At 70.4% G+C, this 22,073-nt stretch carries 18 protein-coding genes; 13 read left to right on the top strand and 5 right to left on the bottom strand.

Translation table 11 applies throughout. The features are described 5' to 3' along the window. The first annotated feature begins 26 nt into the window (after positions 1-26). The 5 genes from L324_RS23510 (at position 27) to mptB (ending at position 7,046) form a co-directional block, all read left to right on the top strand. Positions 27-1,814 (top strand): ABC transporter substrate-binding protein, encoded by a 1,788-nt coding sequence (locus L324_RS23510; protein WP_037312387.1) that lies wholly within the window; start codon positions 27-29, stop codon positions 1,812-1,814. A gap of 9 nt (positions 1,815-1,823) precedes the next feature. Then, positions 1,824-2,855 carry an ABC transporter permease gene (locus L324_RS23505; protein WP_037312385.1) on the top strand — a complete coding sequence of 344 codons (1,032 nt, stop codon included), beginning with the start codon at positions 1,824-1,826 and terminating at the stop codon, positions 2,853-2,855. After that, entirely contained in the window at positions 2,852-3,757 is a 906-nt protein-coding gene (locus L324_RS23500) for an ABC transporter permease (RefSeq protein WP_037312383.1), read from the top strand. Before L324_RS23505 ends, L324_RS23500 begins: the two co-directional genes overlap by 4 nt. Further along, entirely contained in the window at positions 3,754-5,403 is a 1,650-nt protein-coding gene (nikE, locus tag L324_RS23495; protein ID WP_037312381.1) for a nickel ABC transporter ATP-binding protein NikE, read from the top strand. The genes L324_RS23500 and nikE overlap by 4 nt, the downstream gene beginning before the upstream one ends. 83 nt (positions 5,404-5,486) lie before the next feature. Continuing rightward, positions 5,487-7,046 (top strand): polyprenol phosphomannose-dependent alpha 1,6 mannosyltransferase MptB, encoded by a 1,560-nt coding sequence (mptB, locus tag L324_RS23490; RefSeq protein ID WP_037312379.1) that lies wholly within the window; start codon positions 5,487-5,489, stop codon positions 7,044-7,046. Positions 7,047-7,179: 133 nt separating this feature from the next. On the opposite strand, the gene L324_RS23485 is transcribed toward mptB, so the two are convergent. Genes L324_RS23485 through L324_RS23470 form a run of 4 tightly spaced genes read right to left on the bottom strand, consistent with a single transcriptional unit; the run spans position 7,180 to position 11,099 of the window. Next, positions 7,180-7,596 carry a TIGR03668 family PPOX class F420-dependent oxidoreductase gene (locus L324_RS23485; RefSeq protein ID WP_037312376.1) on the bottom strand — a complete coding sequence of 139 codons (417 nt, stop codon included), beginning with the start codon at positions 7,594-7,596 and terminating at the stop codon, positions 7,180-7,182. Between the two features lie 2 nt (positions 7,597-7,598). Then, positions 7,599-8,225 (bottom strand): class I SAM-dependent methyltransferase, encoded by a 627-nt coding sequence (locus tag L324_RS23480; protein WP_037312375.1) that lies wholly within the window; start codon positions 8,223-8,225, stop codon positions 7,599-7,601. 49 nt (positions 8,226-8,274) lie between these two features. Then, a complete protein-coding gene (locus L324_RS23475) occupies positions 8,275-9,162 on the bottom strand; it encodes a S66 peptidase family protein (RefSeq protein ID WP_037312372.1) in 888 nt (295 codons plus the stop codon). Continuing rightward, positions 9,159-11,099, bottom strand: a complete 1,941-nt coding sequence (locus L324_RS23470; RefSeq protein ID WP_037312369.1) for a S9 family peptidase — start codon at positions 11,097-11,099, stop codon at positions 9,159-9,161. Before L324_RS23470 ends, L324_RS23475 begins: the two co-directional genes overlap by 4 nt. Before the next feature lie 132 nt (positions 11,100-11,231). Here L324_RS23470 and L324_RS23465 point away from each other — a divergent pair, with 132 nt between their 5' ends. The 7 genes from L324_RS23465 (at position 11,232) to L324_RS23435 (ending at position 16,865) form a co-directional block, all read left to right on the top strand. Then, positions 11,232-11,807 (top strand): DUF3090 domain-containing protein, encoded by a 576-nt coding sequence (locus L324_RS23465; RefSeq protein WP_037312366.1) that lies wholly within the window; start codon positions 11,232-11,234, stop codon positions 11,805-11,807. Positions 11,808-11,811: 4 nt separating this feature from the next. Next, on the top strand, positions 11,812-12,594 hold the full coding sequence (locus L324_RS23460; RefSeq protein ID WP_037312363.1) for an SCO1664 family protein: 783 nt from the start codon (positions 11,812-11,814) through the stop codon (positions 12,592-12,594). Beyond that, a complete protein-coding gene (locus tag L324_RS23455; RefSeq protein WP_037312361.1) occupies positions 12,579-13,472 on the top strand; it encodes an aminoglycoside phosphotransferase family protein in 894 nt (297 codons plus the stop codon). The genes L324_RS23460 and L324_RS23455 overlap by 16 nt, the downstream gene beginning before the upstream one ends. Before the next feature lie 50 nt (positions 13,473-13,522). Further along, complete coding sequence (locus L324_RS23450; RefSeq protein WP_037312358.1) at positions 13,523-14,338, top strand: DUF3097 domain-containing protein; 816 nt, start codon at positions 13,523-13,525, stop codon at positions 14,336-14,338. Between the two features lie 95 nt (positions 14,339-14,433). Further along, the gene (locus tag L324_RS23445; RefSeq protein WP_037312355.1) at positions 14,434-14,865 is read left to right on the top strand and encodes an NfeD family protein; all 432 of its coding nucleotides are present in this window, start codon (positions 14,434-14,436) and stop codon (positions 14,863-14,865) included. A gap of 58 nt (positions 14,866-14,923) precedes the next feature. Next, positions 14,924-16,276 carry an SPFH domain-containing protein gene (locus L324_RS23440; RefSeq protein WP_081736441.1) on the top strand — a complete coding sequence of 451 codons (1,353 nt, stop codon included), beginning with the start codon at positions 14,924-14,926 and terminating at the stop codon, positions 16,274-16,276. A 103-nt stretch (positions 16,277-16,379) separates the two neighbouring features. Then, positions 16,380-16,865: a pyridoxamine 5'-phosphate oxidase family protein gene (locus tag L324_RS23435; RefSeq protein ID WP_037312348.1), complete on the top strand. Its 486-nt coding sequence runs from the start codon at positions 16,380-16,382 to the stop codon at positions 16,863-16,865. A 176-nt stretch (positions 16,866-17,041) separates the two neighbouring features. Here the strand turns inward: L324_RS23435 and L324_RS23430 are convergent, their stop codons facing one another. Further along, positions 17,042-17,587, bottom strand: coding sequence for a hypothetical protein (locus L324_RS23430; RefSeq protein WP_051174060.1), 546 nt, complete (start codon positions 17,585-17,587; stop codon positions 17,042-17,044). Between the two features lie 110 nt (positions 17,588-17,697). Between L324_RS23430 and L324_RS23425 the strand changes: the two genes are divergently transcribed. Next, positions 17,698-22,053 (top strand): cation-translocating P-type ATPase, encoded by a 4,356-nt coding sequence (locus L324_RS23425; protein WP_037312345.1) that lies wholly within the window; start codon positions 17,698-17,700, stop codon positions 22,051-22,053. Positions 22,054-22,073 lie beyond the last annotated feature (20 nt).

Genomic DNA, 22,073 nt, shown 5'->3' with positions numbered 1-22,073 from the left:
GTTTTCCCAGACGACGCGGTCTTCGCGTGGTCGCGGTTCTTGCCGCTTCGGCGGTCGCGACGGTGCCTTTCGTGCCGGTCGCGGCGGCCCAGCAGCAGGGCAAGGTGCTGCGGGTGGCGCTCACGACGGGGATCGACCACCTGAACCCCTTCACCGCCCAGCTGTCGGCGGCGACGCAGGTCGGCCGGTTCAACTACGAGTTCCTGACCCTGCCGTCCGCCGAGGACACCCAGCCCACGGGCGGTGTCGCGGAGTCGTGGAAGACCTCCGACGACAAGCTCACCTGGACCTTCACCATCCGCCAGGGGATGAAGTGGTCCGACGGCAAACCGGTCACGGCGGCCGATCCCGCCTACACCTTCCAGCGGATGCTCGACGACGAGAACGCCCGCACCGCGAACGGCAGCTACGTCAGCAACTTCGCGTCGGTGTCGGCGCCGGACGACAAGACGCTCGTCATCAAGACCAAGGCCCCGCAGTCGAGCATGACCTCGCTCGACGTGCCGATCGTGCCCAAGCACATCTGGGAGCCGATCAAGGACCTCAACGCCCCCTCGACCGACGAGATGGCGGTCGTCGGTGTGGGCAGCGGGCCGTACCTGCTGACCGAGTACAAGAAGAACGAGTTCGTGAAGTTCAAGGCGAACAAGGACTACTGGCGCGGCGCGCCCAAGGTCGACGAACTGCAGCTGCTGCAGTTCAAGGACGCCGAGGCCGCGGTGAACGCGCTCAAACAGGGCGAGGTCGACGTCATCAACCGGCTCACGCCGACGCAGTTCGACGCGCTCAAGAGCGAGAAGAACATCACCACGAACAAGGCGCCGGGCCGCCGGTACAACGAGCTCATCATCAACTTCGGCGTCAAGAACGTGCTCGACCAGCCGATCGGTGACGGGAACCCGATCCTCAAGGACCTCCGCGTCCGCAAGGCGATCGCGCAGGCCATCGACACCAAGACCATCGTCGAGAAGGTGATGAACGGGTACGGCCAGCCCGGGACCGGTGTCGTGCCGGCGATCTACAAGGCCTACACCTGGAGCCCGTCGGACGCGGAGAAGACCAAGTTCGACCTCGCGGCCGCGAACGCCACGCTCGATCAGGCGGGCTACGCCAAGGGACCGGACGGCATCCGCGTCGCTCCCGGCGGCGCGAAGCTGGAGTTCCGGCTCGCCGGCCACGCGAACCGGCCGTTCGACCAGCGCACCGCCCAGTTCGTCGGCGGCTGGCTCAAGGACATCGGCATCGGCGTCAAGCAGGAGCTCGTCTCCGACGACGAGCTGGACGATCGCACCACCGCGGGCAACTACGACCTCGCGATCTCCGGTTACGGCACCTCGCCCGACCCGGACTACGCGCTGAGCCTGAACACCTGCGCCGGCCGCCCGAACGCCCAGGGCAACGGCGGCAGCTCGGCGACGTTCTTCTGCGACCCGCGCTACGAGGACCTGTACAAGAAGCAGCTGACCGAGTTCGACCCGGCCAAGCGCGCCGAGATCGTCAAGCAGGCCCAGGCCGTCCTGGCGGGCGAGTACGTCGACGTCGTCCTGGACTACGACAACGTGCTCGAGGCCTACCGCTCGGACAAGTTCGCCTCGTTCACCAAGCAGCCGCAGCCCGACGGCGCGATCCTCGAGCAGTCCGGCTACTGGGGCGTCTACGGCGCCACTCCGGCCGAAGCGGCCGCGGCGGCGAACACCGAGGAAAGCAGCAACACCGGACTGTGGATCGGTATCGGCGCGGTCGTGCTCGTGGTGCTCGTCGGCGGCGGCGTGCTGCTCGGGCGGCGCGGCAAGTCGGCCGACGACCGGGAGTAAAGGACCGCGTTGACCGAAGCACTCAGTTCCCTCGATCAGTCCTCGGCGCTCGTCGATCCCGACGAGCGCCGGGGCGGGACCGGGACCGCCCGGTTCGTCCTCACGAAGATCGGCGAGGCGGTGGCCAGCCTCGTCCTGGTCGTCGTGCTCGGCTTCTTCCTGTTCCGGATGCTGCCCGGCGATCCGGTCCGGACCATGGTCCGCGACCGGCCGACCGACGCGAAGATGATGGCGGAACTACGCGAGCAGCTGGGCGTGGACAAGCCCCTGCTGGTGCAGTTCTGGGACTACGTCACCGGTCTGCTGACCGGCGACATGGGCCAGTCCTACATCCTCCGGCAGCCGGTCGCCGCCCTGATCGGTGAACGCCTGTGGCCGACCATCCTGCTCGTCGGCAGCGCGACGGTACTCGCGATCCTGCTCGGCCTGTGGCTCGGCATCCGGGCGGGGTGGCGGCGCGACAGCACCTTCGACCGCGTCCAGACCGGGGTCGCGCTCACGCTGTGGTCGGTCCCTCAGTTCTGGCTGGGGCTCATCCTGCTGGTCGCCACGAACGGGCTCTTCCCCAGCCGGGGCATGCACTCCCCGGACGTCGAACCCGGGTTCTTCTCAGAGGGCCTCGACGTCCTGCACCACCTGGTGCTGCCTTGCCTGACGTTGCTCGTGGTCTTCTACGCCCAGTACATGCTCGTGATGCGGTCGTCCCTCATCGGGGAGATGAACTCCGACTACCTCACCACCGCGCGGGCGAAGGGGTTGCGAGACGACCTGGTGCGGCGCAAGCACGCCGTGCCCAACGCGCTCCTGCCGACGGTCACGCTCATCTTCATCCAGTTCGGCATGGTGGTGTCCGGTGCGGTCTCGGTGGAGGCCGTGTTCAGCTGGCCTGGCCTCGGCCAGCTGCTCTACACGTCCCTCCAGGGGCCGGATCTTCCTCTCCTGCAAGGAGTTTTCGTGGTCCTGGCCGGTGCGGTCGTGGTGATGAACCTGTTCGCGGAACTGCTCTACCGCGTACTCGACCCGAGGGTGCGGACGGCATGACCACCACGGACAAACCGGGCACGATCGCCTGGCGCCGCCGCCGGGCGGCGGTGGCGAAACACTGGCGCGAGTTCGCGGCCAACAAGGCCGGGCTGACCGGACTGGTCTTCCTCGGCGTCATCACCGTGCTGGCGATCCTGGCGCCGGTCCTGACCGACGAGTCGGGGCTCGACGTCACCAAGGTCACCGGCCGTCCGCTGGAGCCCCCGAGCGCGCAGTTCTGGCTGGGCACCGACATCGACGGCCGATCCGTTCTCCTGATGACGTACTGGGGCGCGAGGATCTCCCTGCTCGTGGGGTTCTCCGCCGCGTTCCTGTCGGTGCTGATCGGGACGATCATCGGGATCGCGGCCGCGCATTTCGGTGGCTGGATCTCCAGTCTGCTGCTGCGGTTCACGGACTTCTTCCTGGTGCTGCCGTCGCTCGTGCTGGCCGTCGTACTGGCCGCGGTCCTCGACCGGAACACGGCGACCGTGATCATCGCCATCGGCGTCACCGCCTGGCCGAGTACCGCGCGGCTGGTCCGGGCGCAGACGCTGACCATCGAGAGCAGGCCGTACATCGAGCGCTCGAAGGCGTTGGGCGGCGGGCATCTGCACATCGTCGGCAAACACGTGCTGCCCGGCGTCATGCCGCTCGTGCTCGCCAACACCACCCTGGTCGTCGGCAACGCGGTCATCGCCGACGCCACCCTCGCCTTCCTGGGGGTCGGCGACCCGAACGCCATCTCGTGGGGCGCGATGCTGCAGGCCGCGCTCAACAACGGGGCCATCACCCGGGGTGCCTGGTGGAACCTGCTGCCACCGGGTATCGCGATCGTCGTGATCGTCCTCGCCTTCACCCTCGTCGGACGCGCGCTGGAGACCGTGCTGAACCCGCGCCTGAAGGGACAGCACTCATGAGCCCCTTGCTGGAACTGAAGAACCTCGGCGTCACCTACGCCACCGGAAGCGGCGAGGTCGCCGCCGTCCGTGGCGTCGACTTGGTGCTCGAACCCGGCGACACGCTCGGAGTGGCGGGGGAGTCGGGGTCGGGGAAGTCGACCGTCGCGATGAGCGTCCTGCGGCTGCTCCCTCGGTCGGCGAAGATCAGCGGCGAGATCCTGCTGGACGGCGAAGACGTCACGGCCATGAAGTGGGGCAGGCTGCGCGCGGTGCGCTGGGCCGGGGCCTCGATCGTGTTCCAGGGCGCGATGCACGCGCTCAACCCGGTCCGCAGGATCGGCGAGCAGATCGCCGAGCCGATCCGCTTGCACCCGCCCGGTGGCAAGGCACTCTCGGACGCCGCCGTCCAGGCCAAGGTCTCCGAACTGCTCGAACAGGTCGACCTGCCGCCCGGCCGGGCCGGGGCGTACCCGCACGAGCTGTCCGGCGGTCAGAAACAGCGCGTCATGATCGCGATGGCGCTCGCCTGCTCGCCGAGGCTGATCATCGCCGACGAGCCGACCACCGCACTCGACGTCATCGTCCAGGCCCAGGTGCTCGACCTGATGGGCAGGCTGGTCGCCGAGCAGGGGATCGGGCTGATCATGATCAGTCACGACCTGTCGGTTCTGGCCGCGACCTGCCGCCGGATCGCGGTCATGTACGACGGCGAGATCGTCGAGGAGCGGCCGAGCGCGGAGCTGATGAGCGCGCCGCGGCATGAGCACAGCAGGGCGCTGGCGGCCGCCTTCCCGACCGTCGGCGACCCGGTTTCGCGGTTCGCCCCGGCCACCAGCACGCCACTGCCGCCGGAACCGGACCGCGTCGGCGACCAGCCCGCGCTGCTGGAGGCCGAGGATCTGCGCGTCAGCTTCCGCGACCGCACCGGCAAACGGATCCACGCCGTCGCCGGGGTGAGCCTCCAGGTGCGGAAGGACGAGATCGTCGCGCTGGTCGGCCAGTCGGGATCGGGTAAGACGACGCTGGCCCGCACGCTGCTCGGGCTGCAGAAGCCCGACTCCGGCGCGGTGCGGTACGACGGTAAGCCGGTCCCGCTCGGCGGCGCCGGGCTGAAGGCGTACCGGCGGCAGGTCCAGCTGGTCCTGCAGGACCCGACCAGTGCGCTGAACCCGAACCACACGGTGTACGAGGCCGTCGCTGAGGGCCCGCGCATCCACGGCATGGGCGCGAACGAGCACGAGATCGTCGTCAAGGCCCTCGAAGCGGCCGAACTACGGCCCGCGGAGAAGTTCCTCGACCGGCTCCCGCACGAGCTGTCCGGCGGGCAGCGGCAGCGGGTGGTCATCGCGGGCGCGCTCGCGCTGAACCCCGGTGTGGTCGTGGCCGACGAACCGGTGGCGTCACTCGACGCGTCGGTACGGGGGGAGATCCTCGCGCTGCTGCTGCGCCTGCGGCGTGATCTGGGTCTCGCCGGCCTGGTGATCACCCACGACCTCGGGCTGGCCTGGAACATCGCCGACCGGGTCGCGGTCATGTACCGCGGGGAGCTGGTGGAGGTCGGTACCGTGGAAGAGGTCCTGCTGGACCCGAAACACGAGTACACGAAGTCGCTGCTCGCCGCGTTGCCGGGCGGTACCGCTCAGCGGGCGGCGGTGGACCGCTGACCGACGGGATTCCCGTGTCCGACGCGGGAAACACCCATTGCCGCGCACTCGCACAGGCGCGGTGTGTAACCTCCAATCTCGAAATGGCGACCACGACAGACCCCCAGCAGACGCCCTCGGCCGGTTCGCTCGGCGAGCGGCTCCGGGTGCCTTCCCGCTTCCCGTACCGCACGATCGCGATGGGAACCGTGGGCAGCACGCTGCTGATGCTGGCCGCGCTCGGCGCGGGCGGCATCCTCGTCCGTGACCCGATCCTGGGGCACGGACCGTTGTCGTGGATCCGCTACGGCCACGGTCGCATCCTGGCCAACACGATGCTCTACACCGGCTTCGCGCTGATCATCTGGGCGTGGGTGCGGCTGGGCCGCTACGCGCTCGCCGGCCGCATCGGCAGCCGTCCGATCGTGATCGCCGCGGCCTGCTGGATGGCGCCGCTGCTGGTCTCGCCGCCGCTGTTCACCCGCGACGTCTTCTCCTACCTCGCGCAGGGTGCCCAGCTGCTGCACGGGCTCGACCCGTACGCCAACGGCCCCGCCGAGCTGACCGTGCTGCCGGACGTCGTGCAGAACGTCCACCCGCTGTGGCAGACCACCCCCGCGCCGTACGGCCCGCTGTTCCTGCTGGTCGCGAAGGGGATCGTCTCGGTCACCGGCAACGACATGATCGCCGGGGTGATCGCGACCCGGCTGGTGCTGATGATCGGGCTGGCCGGGATGCTGTGGTCGCTGCCGCGGCTGGTCAAGCACCTGGGCGGCAAGCTGCCGATCACGCTGTGGCTCGCCATCGCCAGCCCGATGACGGTGATCCACCTGGTCGGCGGCCCGCACAACGATCTGCTGATGCTGGGCTTCCTCACCATCGGCGTGCTGGCCGCGCTGGAGCGCAAGCACGTCGTCGCGATCGTCCTGGTCACCATCGGCATGCTGATCAAGCCGACGGCGGCCTGGGCGCTGCCGTTCCTGGTCTGGGTGTGGGCCAACCACCTGCCCGGCGACCGCAAGGTGGTCAACTTCTTCCGCGCGGGCGCCGCGTCGGTCGGGATCTTCCTGCCGGTGTTCGTCGCGGGGACCTGGATCTCGCTCGGCTCGGTCAACCTCGGCTGGCTCACCGGGCTCAAGGCGCCGACGCTGATCGCGAACTGGATGAACTTCCCGACCGGGATCGGGGAGATCGTCTACTCGCTGGTGAACCTGGTGATCGACGTCGAGGTCTCGCCGTTCGTCACCGTGTTCCGGGCGATCGCGATGGTCGGCCTGTTCGTCTTCGCCGGCCGTCAATGGTGGCTCGCCCGCGACGGCGGCAACCCGGCGATCCACCGGATGGCGATCGTCCTGCTGGCCGGCGCGATCGTTCCGCCGCCCTCCCTGCCGTGGTACCTGACCTGGGGTTTCGTGGTCCTGTCCGCCTTCGAATGGCGTCGCCGGAACCTCGCGGTCGTCGTCGCGGTGTCGGTGTTCGTGACGCTGGTGTACTACCCGACGGGGGAGCAGGCGCTCTACGACTGGTGGTTCATGGCGGGCGTCGTCGCGGCCAGCGTCTACGCGGCCGCCTCGCTGCTGCGGCCGGATCCGCTGGGGATCATCGCGGCTTGGCGGGGGAAGCCGGTCGAGCAGTTCCTGCCTGCCGAGGCTCCGCGCTCCTGACCCTGGTCACGTCTCGTGAGTGGTAATGACGGTTCTAACCGTCATTACCACTCACGAGACCAAATTGTATAACGACCTATACGGCATGGCGACGGCGTTGTTGCCGTAGAACGGCAACAACGCCAAAAGAAGCTCAGGAAGCGCGCCAGCCTCGCCAAGCGTGGACCAAGGTGGTCACCACGGCATGCGGGGGTGGCTGCTCTTCGTACTGCGGATACTTCTCCCGCAGCAACCGCACGGGCAGCGCCTGCTCGTCGGGATCGGTCAGCACCCGGGCGATCCCGTCGGCCCGCGCCCACCACAACCCGGCCCAGTCCTCGTCGTACCGGTCGGTCAGGAAACTGACCACCGGGTTCTCGGCGATGTTCTTCAGCCGTCGCAACGCGGTCGTGCTCTTGGGTTTGTGATCGATCGCGAACGCCACCGAATCCCCTTCGACGACGAAGGTCACCGGGACCAGGTGGGGCACGCCGTCCGCCCCCGCCGTCGCCAGCCTCGCGATCCGCTCGCCCTCGAACCGCGCGCGGGCTTCCTCCGGGGACAACCGCATGCTTAGACGTTACGCCGCACGCGGAGCACGTTGTCCGAACGTGTGCCCGCCTGCCCCTCCGGTCCCGGGAAGTCGCGTGCGACCACGTCCTGCACTTCCACCGCCCATTCGCTTTCGTCCAGGGTCAATGCTTCGAGGACTTCGGCGGGTGTCGGGAAGTGGATGTGTTCGTGCGGCGGCTCCTCCATCCAGGTCGGCCAGCCCGCGTGGCCGGCGACCACGAGCGTCCCGCCGGGGGCGACCGCTTCGGCGGCGCGGCGGAGCGCCTTGTCCCGTTCGCCGTCCTCCTCGACGGGGGAGTGGAAGAACTGCGCCGAAACGAGGTCGAAGCTCCCCTCGGGGAACGACACCGCGAGGTCGTGGCGTTCCCACACGATGCCCTCGACACCGGCCTCGGCCGCATGTCCGGCGGCACGCTTCAGTGCGGTTTCGGAGATGTCGACGGCGGTGACCCGCCATCCCTGCCGTGCGAGCCAGATCGCGTCGCCACCCTCGCCGCAGCCGAGGTCGAGTGCGGTGCCCGGAGTCAGCGCGGCGACCTCGCGCTCCAGCAGCGGGTTCACCTTCCCGCTCCAGACCTGGTCCTTGTCCCGATAGAAGTCTTCCCAGAACTGCCGTGTGGAATCCATGTCCGGAACGATGCACGCGCGCCGGCCGGAACCGCCAGTTCCGTTGCCGTTATGGCAAAATCCGCAGTATGCCCCGGTCGGCGTCGAGGGTCGCCCGCGCGCCGAGGGGGATGGTCGGTGACGCCGGGACGTGCCCGAAGCCGAAGTCCCACACCGTCGGCACGCCGAGCGGGCCCAGCCGGTCGAGCATCAGGTGGCGGATCGGCCCGGGGGCGCCGCATCCCTCCCATGAGCCCAGCACGATGCCCCGGACGCCGTCGAACCAGCCGGATCGCAGCAGCTGGGTCAGCATCCGGTCGATCCGGTACGGATACTCGGTGACGTCCTCCAGCAGCACGATCGCGTCATGCGCCGAACCCGCTTCCGGAGTGCCGAGGCCTGAGGCCAGCAGCGCGAGGTTGCCGCCGACGAGCGTGCCGGTCGCGGTGCCCGGAACCAGTGGTGACGCCGTCGGCGACGCGATCGTCCGTACCCCGTCCGGTTCGAACAACGACAGCCGCAGGTGTTCGGCGGCCGCCGCGTCGAACAGGGTGGTCGCGGGCATGGGGGAGAACAGGGTCTCCAGTCCCAAGTGGACGTTCACCGCCCGGTGCAGCGCGGTCACGTCGCTGCTCCCGGCGAACATCTTCGGCCCGGCCGTGCGCAACGCCGCCCAGTCGACGAGGTCGAGCATCCGCTGGGAGCCGTAGCCGCCGCGGGCGGCGAGGACACAGGTGACGCGGGGGTCGAGCCAGGCCCGCGTGAACTCGGCGGCCCGCGCCTCGTCGGGGGCGGAGAGGTAGCCGTCGAGGGCGGCGCGGACACACTCGCCGACGCCGACCTCGACACCCCAGCCGCGCAGTACCGGCAGCGCCTTCTCGACGAGGTCCGCCGGGACCGGGCCCGCGGGGGCGACCAGGGCGATCGTGTCGCCCGGTCGCGTCTTCGGCGGCCTCACCGGCTGAGCCGGAGCTTCGGCACGCCGGGTGTCTCGAAGCCGAAGACCTGGCCGTAGAAGGACAACTCCGCTTCGAGAGCGGCGACGATGGTCTCCGCCTTCCGGAAGCCGTGCTGTTCGCCCTCGAACTTCAGGTAGGCGTGGTCGATTCCCCGGCCGGCCAGTCCGGCGACGAACCGGTCCGCCTGTTCGGGCGGGCAGATCTCGTCCTCGACGCCCTGCAGGAACAGCAACGGCCCGGCGACGGTGCCGGCGTTGTGGATGGGGGAGCGGTCCCGGTAACGCTGTTCGGTCTCCGGCAGCGGTCCGATCAGTCCATCGAGGTACCGGGATTCGAAGTCGTGTGTCTCGCCGCCGTCGCCGGTCCACTGGTAGAGGTCGAGGATCGGGTACATGACGGTGCCCGCGCGGTAGGTGGTCGTGGTGGTCAGCGAGGCGGCGGAGGTGTACCCGCCCGCGCTGCCGCCGCGGATGGCCAGCCGGTCGCCGTCGACGGTGCCTTCGGCGGCGAGGGCTTCGGCGACGGTGACGCAGTCCGCGACGTCGACGACACCCCAGCGTTCGCGAAGGCGTTCGCGGTAAGCGCGCCCGTAGCCGGTCGAGCCGCCGTAGTTCACCGTGACGACGGCGAGGCCGCGGCTGGTGAAGTAGGCGATCTCGAAGTCGAGCACCGCGCTGTCGCGGCCGGTCGGCCCGCCGTGCGGGTAGACCAGCAGCGGCGGTCGTTCGCCGTTCGGCGCGGCGAACCCGGCGTTGGCGGGCAGGTAGACGAAGGCGGGGATCTGGTCGCCGTCGTCGGTCTTGAAGATCCGTTCCACTGGCTTCGACAGGTAGCCCGGCGACGGCGGTTCGGGTGCCGACGCGAGTTCGGTCATCGTCCCGCCGCCGAGGTCGACCTTCACGACGGCGCCTTCCCGTTCCGGTCCGGCGGCGACTCCGACGACACTGCCCTCGTGGACGGCGAAACCGTTGGTGGACCACGCGGTCAGGCCGTCGGCGGCCGCGACCGGCGTCACTTCCCGCGTCGCTTCGTCGAGGACGGCGAGCCTGCCCGACGCGATGACGGCGAACCGGCCCTCGCCGAGCGGCGCGAACCAGCGGGCGCCGAGTTTCCACATCGCGCCGCCGATCTCCTGCTCCACGGGTGCCAGGTTCGTGAGCCCGCCGTCGAGCCCGACTCGGTGCAGGTTCCACCAGCCGTCCGGATCCAGCAGTGCCAGCAGCGTCTCGGCGGACTCCCATTCGACCTGGCAGACGGCGACGTCGGCCGCGCCCGCGAGGACACGGTGGGGCCCGAACGTTCCGTCTTCGCGGACCTCGGCGACGCACAGTTCCGTGCCGTCCCAAGGCATCGCGGGATGGTTCCAGCCGAGCCACGCCGCCCGCGCGCCGTCGGGCGACAGGTGGGGCGCGGTGAGGAAGTGGTGGCTCGCGGACAGGACCCGTTCCGGGCCGCCGTCGAGGGGGAGGGCGATGAGGTCCCGGGCGATGTCGACGCGGCGGGGGCCGGTGCTGCGTTCGCGGACCAGCCACACTTCACCGGGACGGCCGGGCCGGAGATCGCTGTAGCGGATCCCGTGCCGGGTCGCGGGTTCCGGTGTGAGGGGGATCGTCTCGCCGGTGGTCAGGTCGCGGCGGTAGACCCGCTGATCCGCCCAGTGGGTGAAGACGAGGACGTCGCCGGACACCAGCCAGGGGCGGCCGCCGTACTCGTGCACGCGGTTACGGACGTTCCACGGAGCGGGAAGGACGTCTTCGACCGTGCCGTCCGCGCGTGACCGCACGAGGGTGACGCGGCCGCCTTCCCCGGTTCTGAGTTCGGCCCACCAGACCTCGTTGCCGGCCGTGCCGAGCCATTGCGCGCTGACTCCCGACGCCGCGACATCGGCGGCCGACAGGGGAGATGTCCAGGTGCCATAAGGGGCGATCTCAACCACGGCTGAAGACTAGGTTCGCCCCTTTGCCCGCCGTGGCCCGGGGCACACCGTGCCTCACCGGTTTCGCCCTTGGCGGAACCGGTGGGGCGGCGGATGCCGATCATGGGGCCGTGGCCTAGGGTCAAAGGTGCCATGTCTCGCGTAATCCACGTCTTCCGCCAGCCCGACCGGTTCGTCGCCGGGACCGTCGGTGAGCCCGGCGACCGCACGTTCTACCTCCAGGCGTCCGAGGACGTCCGCACGATCAGTGTGACGATCGAAAAACAGCAGGTCGTGGTCTTGGCCGAAAGGCTCAGCTCGCTGCTGGAAGAGGTCGCCAGCCGGTTCGGCGCGGATGTACCGGACGACGCGCCCGACGAGCTTCTCGACGTCGACCCCTTGACCGTCCCGGTCGAGGAGGAGTTCCGCGTCGGCACGATGGGGCTCGGCTGGGACGCCGACAGCAGTGCCGTCGTCATCGAACTGCTCGCGATGACCGAAGGCGAGGTGGACGAGACGGTCGTTCTGGACGACACCGAGGAGGGGCCGGACGCGGTCCGCGTCTTCCTGTCGCCCGGCGCGGCGCGTGCGTTCGCCGAACGTGCCGACAGGGTGGTCAACGCCGGCCGCAAGCCGTGCCCGCTGTGTGCCGAGCCGCTCGACCCAGCGGGGCATATCTGCCCGCGGCAGAACGGGTACCGGCGCGACGTCGACGTCCTCGAGGACTGACCCGGTGACGGAGACTTCGCGGGAGCTGGTGACGCGCGGCAAGATCGACGTCGAAGGCAGGCTCGTCGACGCCTCCAACGTCACGCTCTTCGGCAAGATCGAACTCGACGGCGTGACAGGCAATGTGGTGTACAAGCCGGTGTCGGGTGAGCGGCCGCTGTGGGACTTCCCGGACGGGACGCTGGCCGGTCGTGAGGTCGCGACGGCCATGGTGGCCGAGGCCGCCGGACTCGGCGCGATCCCGCCGACGGTGCTGCGTGACGGGCCGTTCGGTCCGGGCATGGTGCAGCTGTGGATCGAGACCACCGATGAGGAACTGGTCGACGTCCGCTCCCCGGAGAGTCTTCCGGACGACTGGCGCGTCGTGTTGCACGCGCACGACCGCGACGGTGAGCCCGCGGTGCTCGCGCACGCGGACCGGCCGGGCATGCGGGAACTGGCCGTCCTCGACATCGTGGTCAACAACACCGACCGCAAGGGCGGGCATGTGCTCGCCGGGGTGGACGGCCGGATCTACGGCGTCGACCACGGGATCTGCCTGCACACCGATCCGAAACTGCGGACGGTGCTGTGGGGGTGGATCGGCGAGCGGCTCACCGAGGCCGAGGTCGGCAAGTTGCGTGGCCTGCGTGAGCGGCTCGACGGCGAACTGGGCGAGGCGCTGAGCGAGCATCTCACCGGTTTCGAGATCCGCGCGCTGGCCGAACGGACCGATCTGCTGCTGGCCGAGGGTGTGTTCCCGGAGCCGGGTGACGACTGGCGCGCCATCCCGTGGCCGCTGTTCTGATCGACGATCAGGCCCGTGCGCGCCTGATCACGCGATTCGGCGGAGACGCCGCGGACTGGTGCGACGCGCTGCCCGCACTTGTGGCGCGGCTGGCGGAGCAGTGGGGTCTCACCGTCCTGGACGCGAAACCGGGTAACACCGGTCGTACGCTGATCTGCGCCGGGGACGACGGCGCCAAGAAGGTTCTCAAGCTGACCCCCGATCGCACCATCGCCGAGTCCGAGGCCGCCGCGTTGCGGGCGTGGGACGGCTGCTCTCGCGTCGTTCAGGTCCTCGCCACCGAACTCGCCAACGGGGCGATCCTGATGGAAGGCATCGATCCCGGTACGGAGCTGCGGGAGTCGGGGGTACACGTCCCCTGGCCCGAGGTCGGCGACCTGCTGACCCAGATCCACTCGGTGACCCCGCCCGCCGGTTTCTCGACGCTCGAAGACCGTGTCACCTTCATGTACGGGCTCGCGGAGCGCGGGCTGCGCGGCTCGGTGGCCGAAGCCACCCTTTCTATGGAGACGCTCGATCGCGCCCGGCTGCGGGCGCTCGCCCTCGCGACCGACGGCGGAGGGCACTCGATCGTGCATGGCGACCTGCATCCGGGCAACGTCCTCGACGGCGGGCCGGGCCGTGGCGCTGTCGCCATCGACCCCCGTCCGAGCGTCGGCGACCCGGCGTTCGACCTCGCCGACTGGGTCACCCTGCCGATGCTCGACGGCGGCACGCTGGAGGACGGCTTCGACGCGATCGCGCCGCATCTGCCCGGGTTCGACGCCGGCCGGGTCCGCGCGTGGTGTGTCACGCTCTCGCCGTTGTTCGTGATGCGCCCGCTGGAACGCGGTGAGCGGACCCCGTTCGTCGAAGCGATGTTGCGGATGGCCGCCTGACCGGCGTGGCGGGGAGACGCGGGACCCGGGCGCCGCTAGCGTCGTCCGCCGTGCGCTCTCATTCGTATGACGACGTGCTGTCCGGGCCGCGCAAGCGGAAGGTCCCCGAGGTGCCGGCCGAACCGGGGCTCGTGGTCGAAGACCCGGCCAGCGGGTACTGCGGCGCCGTGGTGAAGATCGAGTACGGCAATGTCGTGCTGGAGGACAGGCACGGCAGGCACCGCGTGTTCCCGCTGAATCCCGCCGGGTTCCTGCTGGAGGGCAAACCGGTGACACTGGTGCCGGCCAAGGCCGCCCTGAAGGCGCCTGCCAGGCAGATCTCCGCGTCGGGTTCGGTCCGCGTCCAAGGCCACAAGGCGCGGGTCGCGCGGGATTCGCGGATCTGGGTCGAGGGCAAGCACGACGCGGAACTGGTCGAACGGGTCTGGGGGCACGACCTGCGGGTCGAAGGCGTCGTGGTGGAACCACTCGATGGGGTGGACGTGCTGTCCGATCGGATCGGCGAGTTCGGCACCGGTCCCGGCCGCCGTCTCGGTGTGCTGGTCGACCACCTGGTCGCGGGGAGCAAGGAGTCCCGGATCGTCGACGGGATCCGCGACGAGAACGTGCTGATCACCGGGCATCCGTACATCGACATCTGGGAGGCCGTGAAGCCGTCGGTGGTCGGGATCCGTGCCTGGCCGAAGATCCCGCGTGGCACGGAGTGGAAACAGGGTGTCTGCGACGCGCTCGGCTGGGGTGAGCCGTATGAGGGCTGGCAGCGGGTCCTGGCGGCGGTCGGGAGCTACCGGGATCTGGAAACACCGCTGATCGGAGCGGTGGAGAGGCTCATCGACTTCGTCAGCGCTCCGGGCGATGAGTCCTGAATGACCGGTTTGCGTGAGGTCACTCAAGGTCACGCGTCGGTCACGTCGGTTTCGCTTCTTCGGTATGGATCGACGCGATCTGGGAGCATGAACGCATGACAGGCGCGCTCATCTGGCTGATCGCCGGCATCCTCTTGATCATCGCCGAGCTGCTCTCGGGCGACCTGTTCCTGCTCATGGTCGGCGCCGGAGCCCTGTTCGGGGCCGGCTCCGCCGCGCTGACCGGGAACCCGTTCATCGACGTCGCGGTGTTCGCCGTCGCGTCGGTCGGGATGCTCGCCCTCGTCCGCCCCACCCTCAAGCGCCGGTTCCTCGCGGGACCGGACATCAAGACCAACACCGACGCGCTGATCGGCGCGCGAGCGGTAGTAGTGTCCACTGTGGACATCGAAGCCGGTCAGGTGAAGCTGGCCGGTGACGTCTGGTCGGCACGGAGTATCAGCGAAGGGGAACCGATCGCCCCCGGTACGTCGGTGACGGTCGTCGAGATCTCGGGCGCCACGGCGGTCGTCTCGGCCGAGTTGTGAGCCGGGCGGCCGTGCAGCAACAGGTTTCTACGTAAGGGGAAGGTAGTTGTCAGAGTCAGTGGTGTTCATCGTCGTCGGACTGCTCGCGTTGTTCGTGGTCGTCGTCGTGGTCAAGGCGATCATGGTGGTGCCGCAGGCGCAGTCCGCTGTGATCGAACGGCTGGGCCGGTTCCGGACGGTGGCTTCTCCCGGCCTGACGTTTCTGGTGCCCTTCCTGGACAAGGTGCGGGCGCGGATCGACCTCCGCGAGCAGGTCGTCTCCTTCCCGCCCCAGCCGGTGATCACCGAGGACAACCTGACCGTGTCGATCGACACGGTCGTGTACTTCCAGGTGACGGACTCGCGGGCCGCGGTCTACGAGATCTCGAACTACATCGTCGGTGTCGAGCAGCTGACCACCACGACGCTGCGAAACGTCGTCGGTGGCATGAGCCTCGAGCAGACGCTGACCTCGCGTGACTCGATCAACAGCCAGCTGCGCGGCGTGCTCGACGAGGCCACCGGCCGCTGGGGCATCCGCGTCGCGCGAGTCGAGCTGAAGGCGATCGACCCGCCGCCCTCCATCCAGGATTCGATGGAGAAGCAGATGCGTGCCGACCGTGAGAAGCGCGCCATGATCCTGACCGCCGAAGGTCAGCGTGAGTCGGCGATCAAGACCGCGGAAGGTCAGAAGCAGAGCCAGATCCTCGCGGCCGAAGGTGCCAAGCAGGCGGCGATCCTGAGCGCGGAGGCCGAGCGGCAGTCGCGGATCCTGCGGGCGCAGGGTGAACGCGCCGCCCGGTACCTGCAGGCGCAGGGTCAGGCGAAGGCCATCGAGAAGGTCTTCGCGGCGATCAAGGCCGGACGTCCGACTCCCGAGGTCCTGGCGTATCAGTACCTGCAGACCCTGCCGCAGATGGCGCAGGGCGACGCGAACAAGGTCTGGATGATCCCGAGCGACTACGGCAAGGCGCTGGAAGGCTTCGCCCGCGCGCTCGGTGCCCCGGGCGACGACGGCGTGTTCCGTTACGAGCCGCCGAAGGAAGACGTCGTCGAGAAGCCGGACCTGGAGGACGAAGAGGTCCAGGGCTGGTTCGACACCTCCAGCGACCCGAAGGTCGCCGAGGCCGTCGCGGCCGCGGAAGCCGTGGCGCGCAAAGAGGTCCCGGCCCTGGGTGTCGCGACGCCGCGGCAGGAGCCGCCCGCTCCGCGCCAGGTTCCCAAGGCCGCGCCCGCCCCGGAGCCGGAGGCCGCCCCGGAACCGCCGCAGCAGCAGGCCCCGCCCTCTCAGTTGCCGCAGCCGCAGCCGCCGACCGCTCCGCCGGGAGGCCCGTACCAGGGTCCTCCGGGACGGGCGCCGGGTGGCAGCGGCCCGTTCCCGCAGCAGGGTCCGTTCGGCGGACCGCAGGGTGGGCCGCCGCCGCAGCGCTGAGCCAGGATCCGACCAAGGGCCGTGCCGGACTTTCGTCCGGTGCGGCCCTTTTCGTTGCCAGGGACTGGACCTCCAGCCTGATCGAGGTCGCATAGTGCGGGACATGAAGCGACCGACCTTCGATGTACGGGGATTCCTCGGCGAACGCGAGCGACCCGCCAGCGTCGCCACCACGACGAGTCGTGGCAACCCGGCCTTGGCGATGATGTGGTTCGTGGCCGAGGAGAACCGGTTGTGGTTCCACACTCCGGAGGCCGGCGATCGCCCGGCACCCTTCCTCGACGCGGCTCGTCTCGGCCGGGACGTCGCGGTCATGGTCGCGACCTTCGCTCCGCCGGACGACGTCCGCCAGATCCGGATGACCGGTCCGGCACGACTCGAACGCAAGGACGTGCGGCGGATCCGCCGGATCTACGAGCGCTACATCCCGGCCTGGACCGGAACCTGGGCGGCGCACGCGGCCTCGCCGGAGGCGGTGCTGTGGTCGATGACGCCGGACCGCGGGATGGCCGTGGAGTATCCAGGACTGGAGAACACGCCGGTTTTCCGCTGGTCAAGCGCTGTCGAGTACGCCCGCATCGGTGGCTGAGCAGGACCCGGCGAGTTCATGCTCGGCTGTGCTTGCGGGGTTCGAGTGTGGAGGTTTTGGGACGTTCAACGTCCCAAAACCTCCACACTCGAGAAGCCTCCACACTCGAGGTGCGCGGGGTTCCGGTCATGCCGCCGGAGAAGTCACCGTCACGCCCGCATCGGAGCCTGAGCGGATCAGCGTGCCCGTCCTTCGCCACCGGCGGACGGCTTCACCGGCTCTGTCGCGCCACCGAAGGCTTCCGCCACGGCACGGACACGGAGTTCTTCGAGTTCGTCGATCTGCCGCCGGGCCCGGTCGATCAGATCGTCCAGCCGTCCGGCGTCGAGCCGGGGATCGGTGCCGGCGCGCGCCCGCAGGGTCCGCCAGCCGGCCGCCTTGCCCTCGACGCCCAGACGCAGCATTTCGAGTTCCTCGACGCGGCTCAGCGGGGATCGCGACACCAGCCGTCCGTTCGGCTTGAGGCGGGCCAGCTTTTCCCCGGCCCACGCCGCGATCGTCTTGTACTGCCGGACCGGGACCTCGAGCGCGGCCATGCAGGTGAGCAGCGCGTTGCGGTCGTCGGCGATCTCGTCGGCGAGCCTGCTCAGTACCGCTTCCCCGCGGTGGCCGCGTTCCGCCCCGGCGAGCCGTTTGGCGAGTTCGGTGCCGGCGGTGGCGCCGGCCAGATGGTCGTTGAGGTAGATCCCGAGCAAGGCGGGATCGGCGGATGTAGGGGCCATGGCCGGGGCATACCCCTTCCGGGTCGGCCGAAACCACCGGCGATTGGAGGCCGCGGCACGCGGGTACCCGGGGAGATCAACAACGACCCCTGGCGCGAGGAGGATGCCGCATGCGGCCGACCGACCCGGAGACCGTGGACGTACTGGGCGTCCCGTTCCCCAAGCCGATGCGGACGGCTGCGCGGGTCGCGCGCGGGCTCGCCGGACTGGCGCTCGTACCGTTCGAAGGAATCCCCGGGCGCGGCCCGCGCCGCGCGGTCTGGTCGTGTCCCGGCAAGCTCTACATCGAGACGCACGGCGTCAAGGGACCGGACGGCGCCCGCGTTGCCCGGCGCGTCGAACGGGCACTGACCGAAATCCCCGGGGTGCGGTGGGCGCAGGTGAACGCGCCGACGTCGCGGGTGGTGGTCGCGGTCGGGGAGCCCGCGCCGCGACGGCTGGACCTGGTCCGCGCGGTCGAACGAGCCGAGTCGGAGCCGTCCTGTGAGGCCGAGCGGATCGAGGAGGACGAACTCCACCATCCGGCCGACGGCGCGAAGGCGACGCGGCTCCCGTCCACACTCGCCGCCGACGTGGCGGGCCTGGTGCTGTCGGCGGCTTCGAAGATCATGCCGTGGGCACCGTTGCCGACCGAGGTGGCCGCGCTGGCGTCGGTCGTCGATCTGCATCCGAAGCTGCGTGCCCTGGCGGACCGGAAACTCCGCGGACACGAGCGGGCGGACTCGGCCACGTCGATCGGGGCGGCGCTGGCACACGGGTTGGCAGCCCGCAGCGAGGGCACGGTGCTGGACATCATGGTCCGCGGCACCCAGTGGCGGGAGGCCAAGGCGCACAAGCGTGCCTGGTGCGAGGCCGAGTCGCGGCTGGTGCGGCAACGCGAGCACGCCGGCGCGGAGTCGGTGGTGGGCGACCGGCCGCGGCCGCTCCCGGAAAGCGCGGCGGACCTTCACTCGCGCCGGTCCATGGCGGCAGGGGCGGCCGCCGCCGCGGTGACTCTGCCCTTCGCCGGGCCGAGGCGGGCCGCCGCCGTCGGGTTCTCGGCCCTGCCGAAGGCGCCGTCGAACGGCATGGCGGCCTTTTCCGCTCAACTGGGCCAAGTTCTGGCCCGGCGCGGCACGCTGGTGATGGACCGGTCCGTGCTGCGGAGGCTGGACCTTCTCGACACGCTGGTCATCGACACGGCGGCACTCGGTGCCGGGAGGAACGTGCTCAGCGATCTGGTGCCCTTGCCGGGCAGCGAGCCGGGGGAGTTGACCGCCGTCGCCTTCGGCTTGTTCGATCAGGAGAAACCCGAGGTGGTCCGGCGTGACGGCGACTGGGTCCTCGGGCCGGTCGACGAGCTGGACCTCACGGGGCGCAAGGGAGCCCGCGAACGACAGCGGATGGTGGACCAGGGCGCGTCCGTCGTGCTGGGCCTGGCCCGCGACGGGCATCTGCAGGGGCTGCTGGCCGTCGCCGAAGAACTCTCGCCGGACGTCGACGCCCTGTCCTCGGCGGCCGACGCGGCCGGTCTGCGGGTGGTCCAGACCGAGGGCGGCGACGGGTTGCTCGACGACGTCCGGCGACTCCAAGCCGACGGACGTGTGGTCATGCTCGTCTCCGGCGACCGGCGGGCCCTGGGGGCCGCCGACTGCGGGATCGGCGTACACGACGACGGCACCCCGCCACCGTGGGGCGCGCATCTGCTGGTCAAGCGCGACATCGGCACCGCCGTCCTGCTCGTCGAAGCGGTCACCGCGGCCCGGACCGTCGTGCGCGACTCGACCCGTTTCGCGACCATCGCGAGCGGCATCGGCGCGGTGACCGCCCTCAGCGCCCGGCGCAAGCCCGCCGCCGGCAGCCTCCGCGCGGTGAACGCCGGAGCCCTCATGGCGTTCAGCGACGGGATCTGGCGGGCACGGAACCTCACCGGCGCACGGAAAACGGCTCAGGCGGCCCGCGTCGCACCGCCGTGGCATCTGATGCCCGCCGAACTCGTCCTCGACCGGCTCGGCTCGGACCCGCGTGGTCTCGCGGCGGACGAGGCGCGGCGGCGTGCCCCGGCGGGACGCGCGGGGGGAGGAGGCGGCGCGACCACGAGCGTCGCCAAGGCTTTCCTCGCCGAGCTGTCCAATCCCCTGACCCCGGTACTGGCGGGCGGGGCGGCGGTTTCGGCCGCGGTCGGTTCCCCGGTCGACGCCGCGCTGGTCGCCGGGATCGTCGGGGTGTCCGCGTTGATCGGCAGCGCGCAGCAGGTCCACACCGAACGCGCGCTGGCCGGGCTGTTCGAGCGGTCCGCCACCGTGACCACCGTCGTGCGGGACGGCTCGGAACAGCGCGTCATCGCCGACGACCTGGTGCGCGGCGACGTCGTCTCGCTGCGTTCCGGTGACGTCGTGCCCGCGGATTGCCGGGTCCTGGAGGCGACCGGCGCGGAGCTGGACGAATCGTCACTGACCGGCGAATCGCTGCCGGTGGCCAAGGATCCGTCCCCGGTGGTGGCCGCGGAGCTCGCCGAGCGGACGTCGATGCTCTACGAGGGCACCACGGTCGCCGCCGGGAAGGTGACCGCCGTGGTCGTCGCGACCGGCGACCAGACCGAAGTCGGGCGGGGACTGGCCGCCGCGCGGGGCGCCGCACCCGAGACCGGCGTCGAAACCCGGCTCGCGTCGCTCACCAAACAGGCCCTGCCGGTCGCGGCCGGCTCGGCGGCCGCCGTCGCGGGCGCGGGCCTGATCCGGGGCGTCCCGTTGCGCGAAAGCCTCGGCGCCGCGGTGAATCTCGCGGTCGCGTCGGTGCCGGAAGGCCTGCCGTTCCTGGTCAACGCCGCGCAGCTGGCCGCCGCCCGCAGGCTTGCCGACCACGGCGCGCTCGTCCGCAATCCCCGCACCATCGAAGCGCTGGGGCGGGTCGACGTCCTGTGCTTCGACAAGACCGGCACGCTCACCGAAGGCAGGCTCAGCGTCACCCGGATCGACGACGGGCGCGGCAGCGCGGAGATCTCACGGCTGCGCGAGAGCCATCGCGCGATCCTGACCGCCGCCGTCCGCGCGACACCCCGGGCGAAGAACCCGGAGGAGCTGCCGCATCATACGGATCAGGCGGTCCTCGAAGGCGGTCTGTCCGCGGGGGTGGACGCCGGCGACTGGGAGAAGATCGCCGCGGTCCCGTTCGAGCCGTCCCGCGGATTCCACGCCACCAACGGGACGCTCGGCGGACGGAACCTGTTGTGCGTCAAGGGCGCGCCGGAGGTAGTCGTACCGCGCTGCGCCCGTCACGGCGGCAAGCCGATCGGTCCCGGAACCCGCAAACGGCTGGAAAAACGGATGGAACGGCTGGCCTCCTCCGGGCATCGTGTCCTCGCCGTCGCCGAGCGGACGGTGTCCACAAAGGACATCTCCGAGGACGACGTCGCCGATCTCGAGCTGCTGGGGTTCGTCGCCCTGGCGGATCCGGTGCGCGACAGCGCCGCACCCGCCGCGGAAAGGCTGCGCGAGGCCGGGGTCCGCACGGTGATGATCACCGGCGACCATCCGGCCACCGGTGAGGCCGTCTCCGAGGAGATCACCGGCCGCAACGGCGACACCAAGGTGCTCACCGGCGCCCGGATCGACGAACTCGCCGACGCCGACCTCGACGGCGAACTCGCCGACGCCGACGTGATCGCCCGGTGCAGCCCCGCGCAGAAGGTGCGGATCATCCAGGCGTACCAGCGCATCGGCCGGGTCGTCGCGATGACCGGCGACGGCGCGAACGACGCGCCCGCGATCCGGCTCGCCGACGTCGGGATCGCGCTCGGGCAACGCGGTACGCCCGCAGCGAGGGCGGCCGCAGACCTCGTCGTCACCGACGACCGGCTGGAGACGATCGTCGCCGCGATGATCGAAGGCCGGGCGATGTGGGCGTCGGTGCGGGAAGCGCTCGGCATCCTGCTCGGCGGGAACCTGGGGGAGATCGCGTTCACCGTGCTCGGTTCCGCCGTCACCGGGCGGTCCCCGCTCACCGCGCGTCAGCTGCTGCTGATGAACCTGCTCACCGATCTGGCGCCCGCCTTGGCCATCGCGCTGAGCAGGCCGGATGGCGAGGCGGTGCCGGATCTGCTGCGGGAGGGCCCGAGTGCCTCGCTCGGCAAGGCGCTGCGGCGGGACATCACCACGCGGGCAGTGACGACGACGCTGGGGGCGTCGACCGCGTGGACCCTGGCGCGGCTGACCGGCAGGCGGCGGCGCGCGAGCACCGTCGCGCTCGCCTCGCTGATCGGTACGCAGCTCGGGCAGACGCTGCTGATCGGCGGACGCGACCGTACCGTGCTGGCCGCGGGACTGGGTTCCGCGGCGCTGCTGGCCGTGCTGATCCAGACGCCCGGTGTCAGCCAGTTCTTCGGCTGCACGCCGCTCGGTCCGATCGGATGGGGCATCGCGCTGGGAAGCGCCGGCGCGGCGAGTGCCGGCGGGCTGCTGCTCGGACGCCGCCGAGTTGACACGTAGGAAATCTCCTACATATTGTC

The organism is Amycolatopsis orientalis DSM 40040 = KCTC 9412 (genome assembly GCF_000478275.1).
Lineage (GTDB): Bacteria > Actinomycetota > Actinomycetes > Mycobacteriales > Pseudonocardiaceae > Amycolatopsis > Amycolatopsis orientalis.
This window is presented reverse-complemented; position numbering and strand designations above follow the sequence as displayed.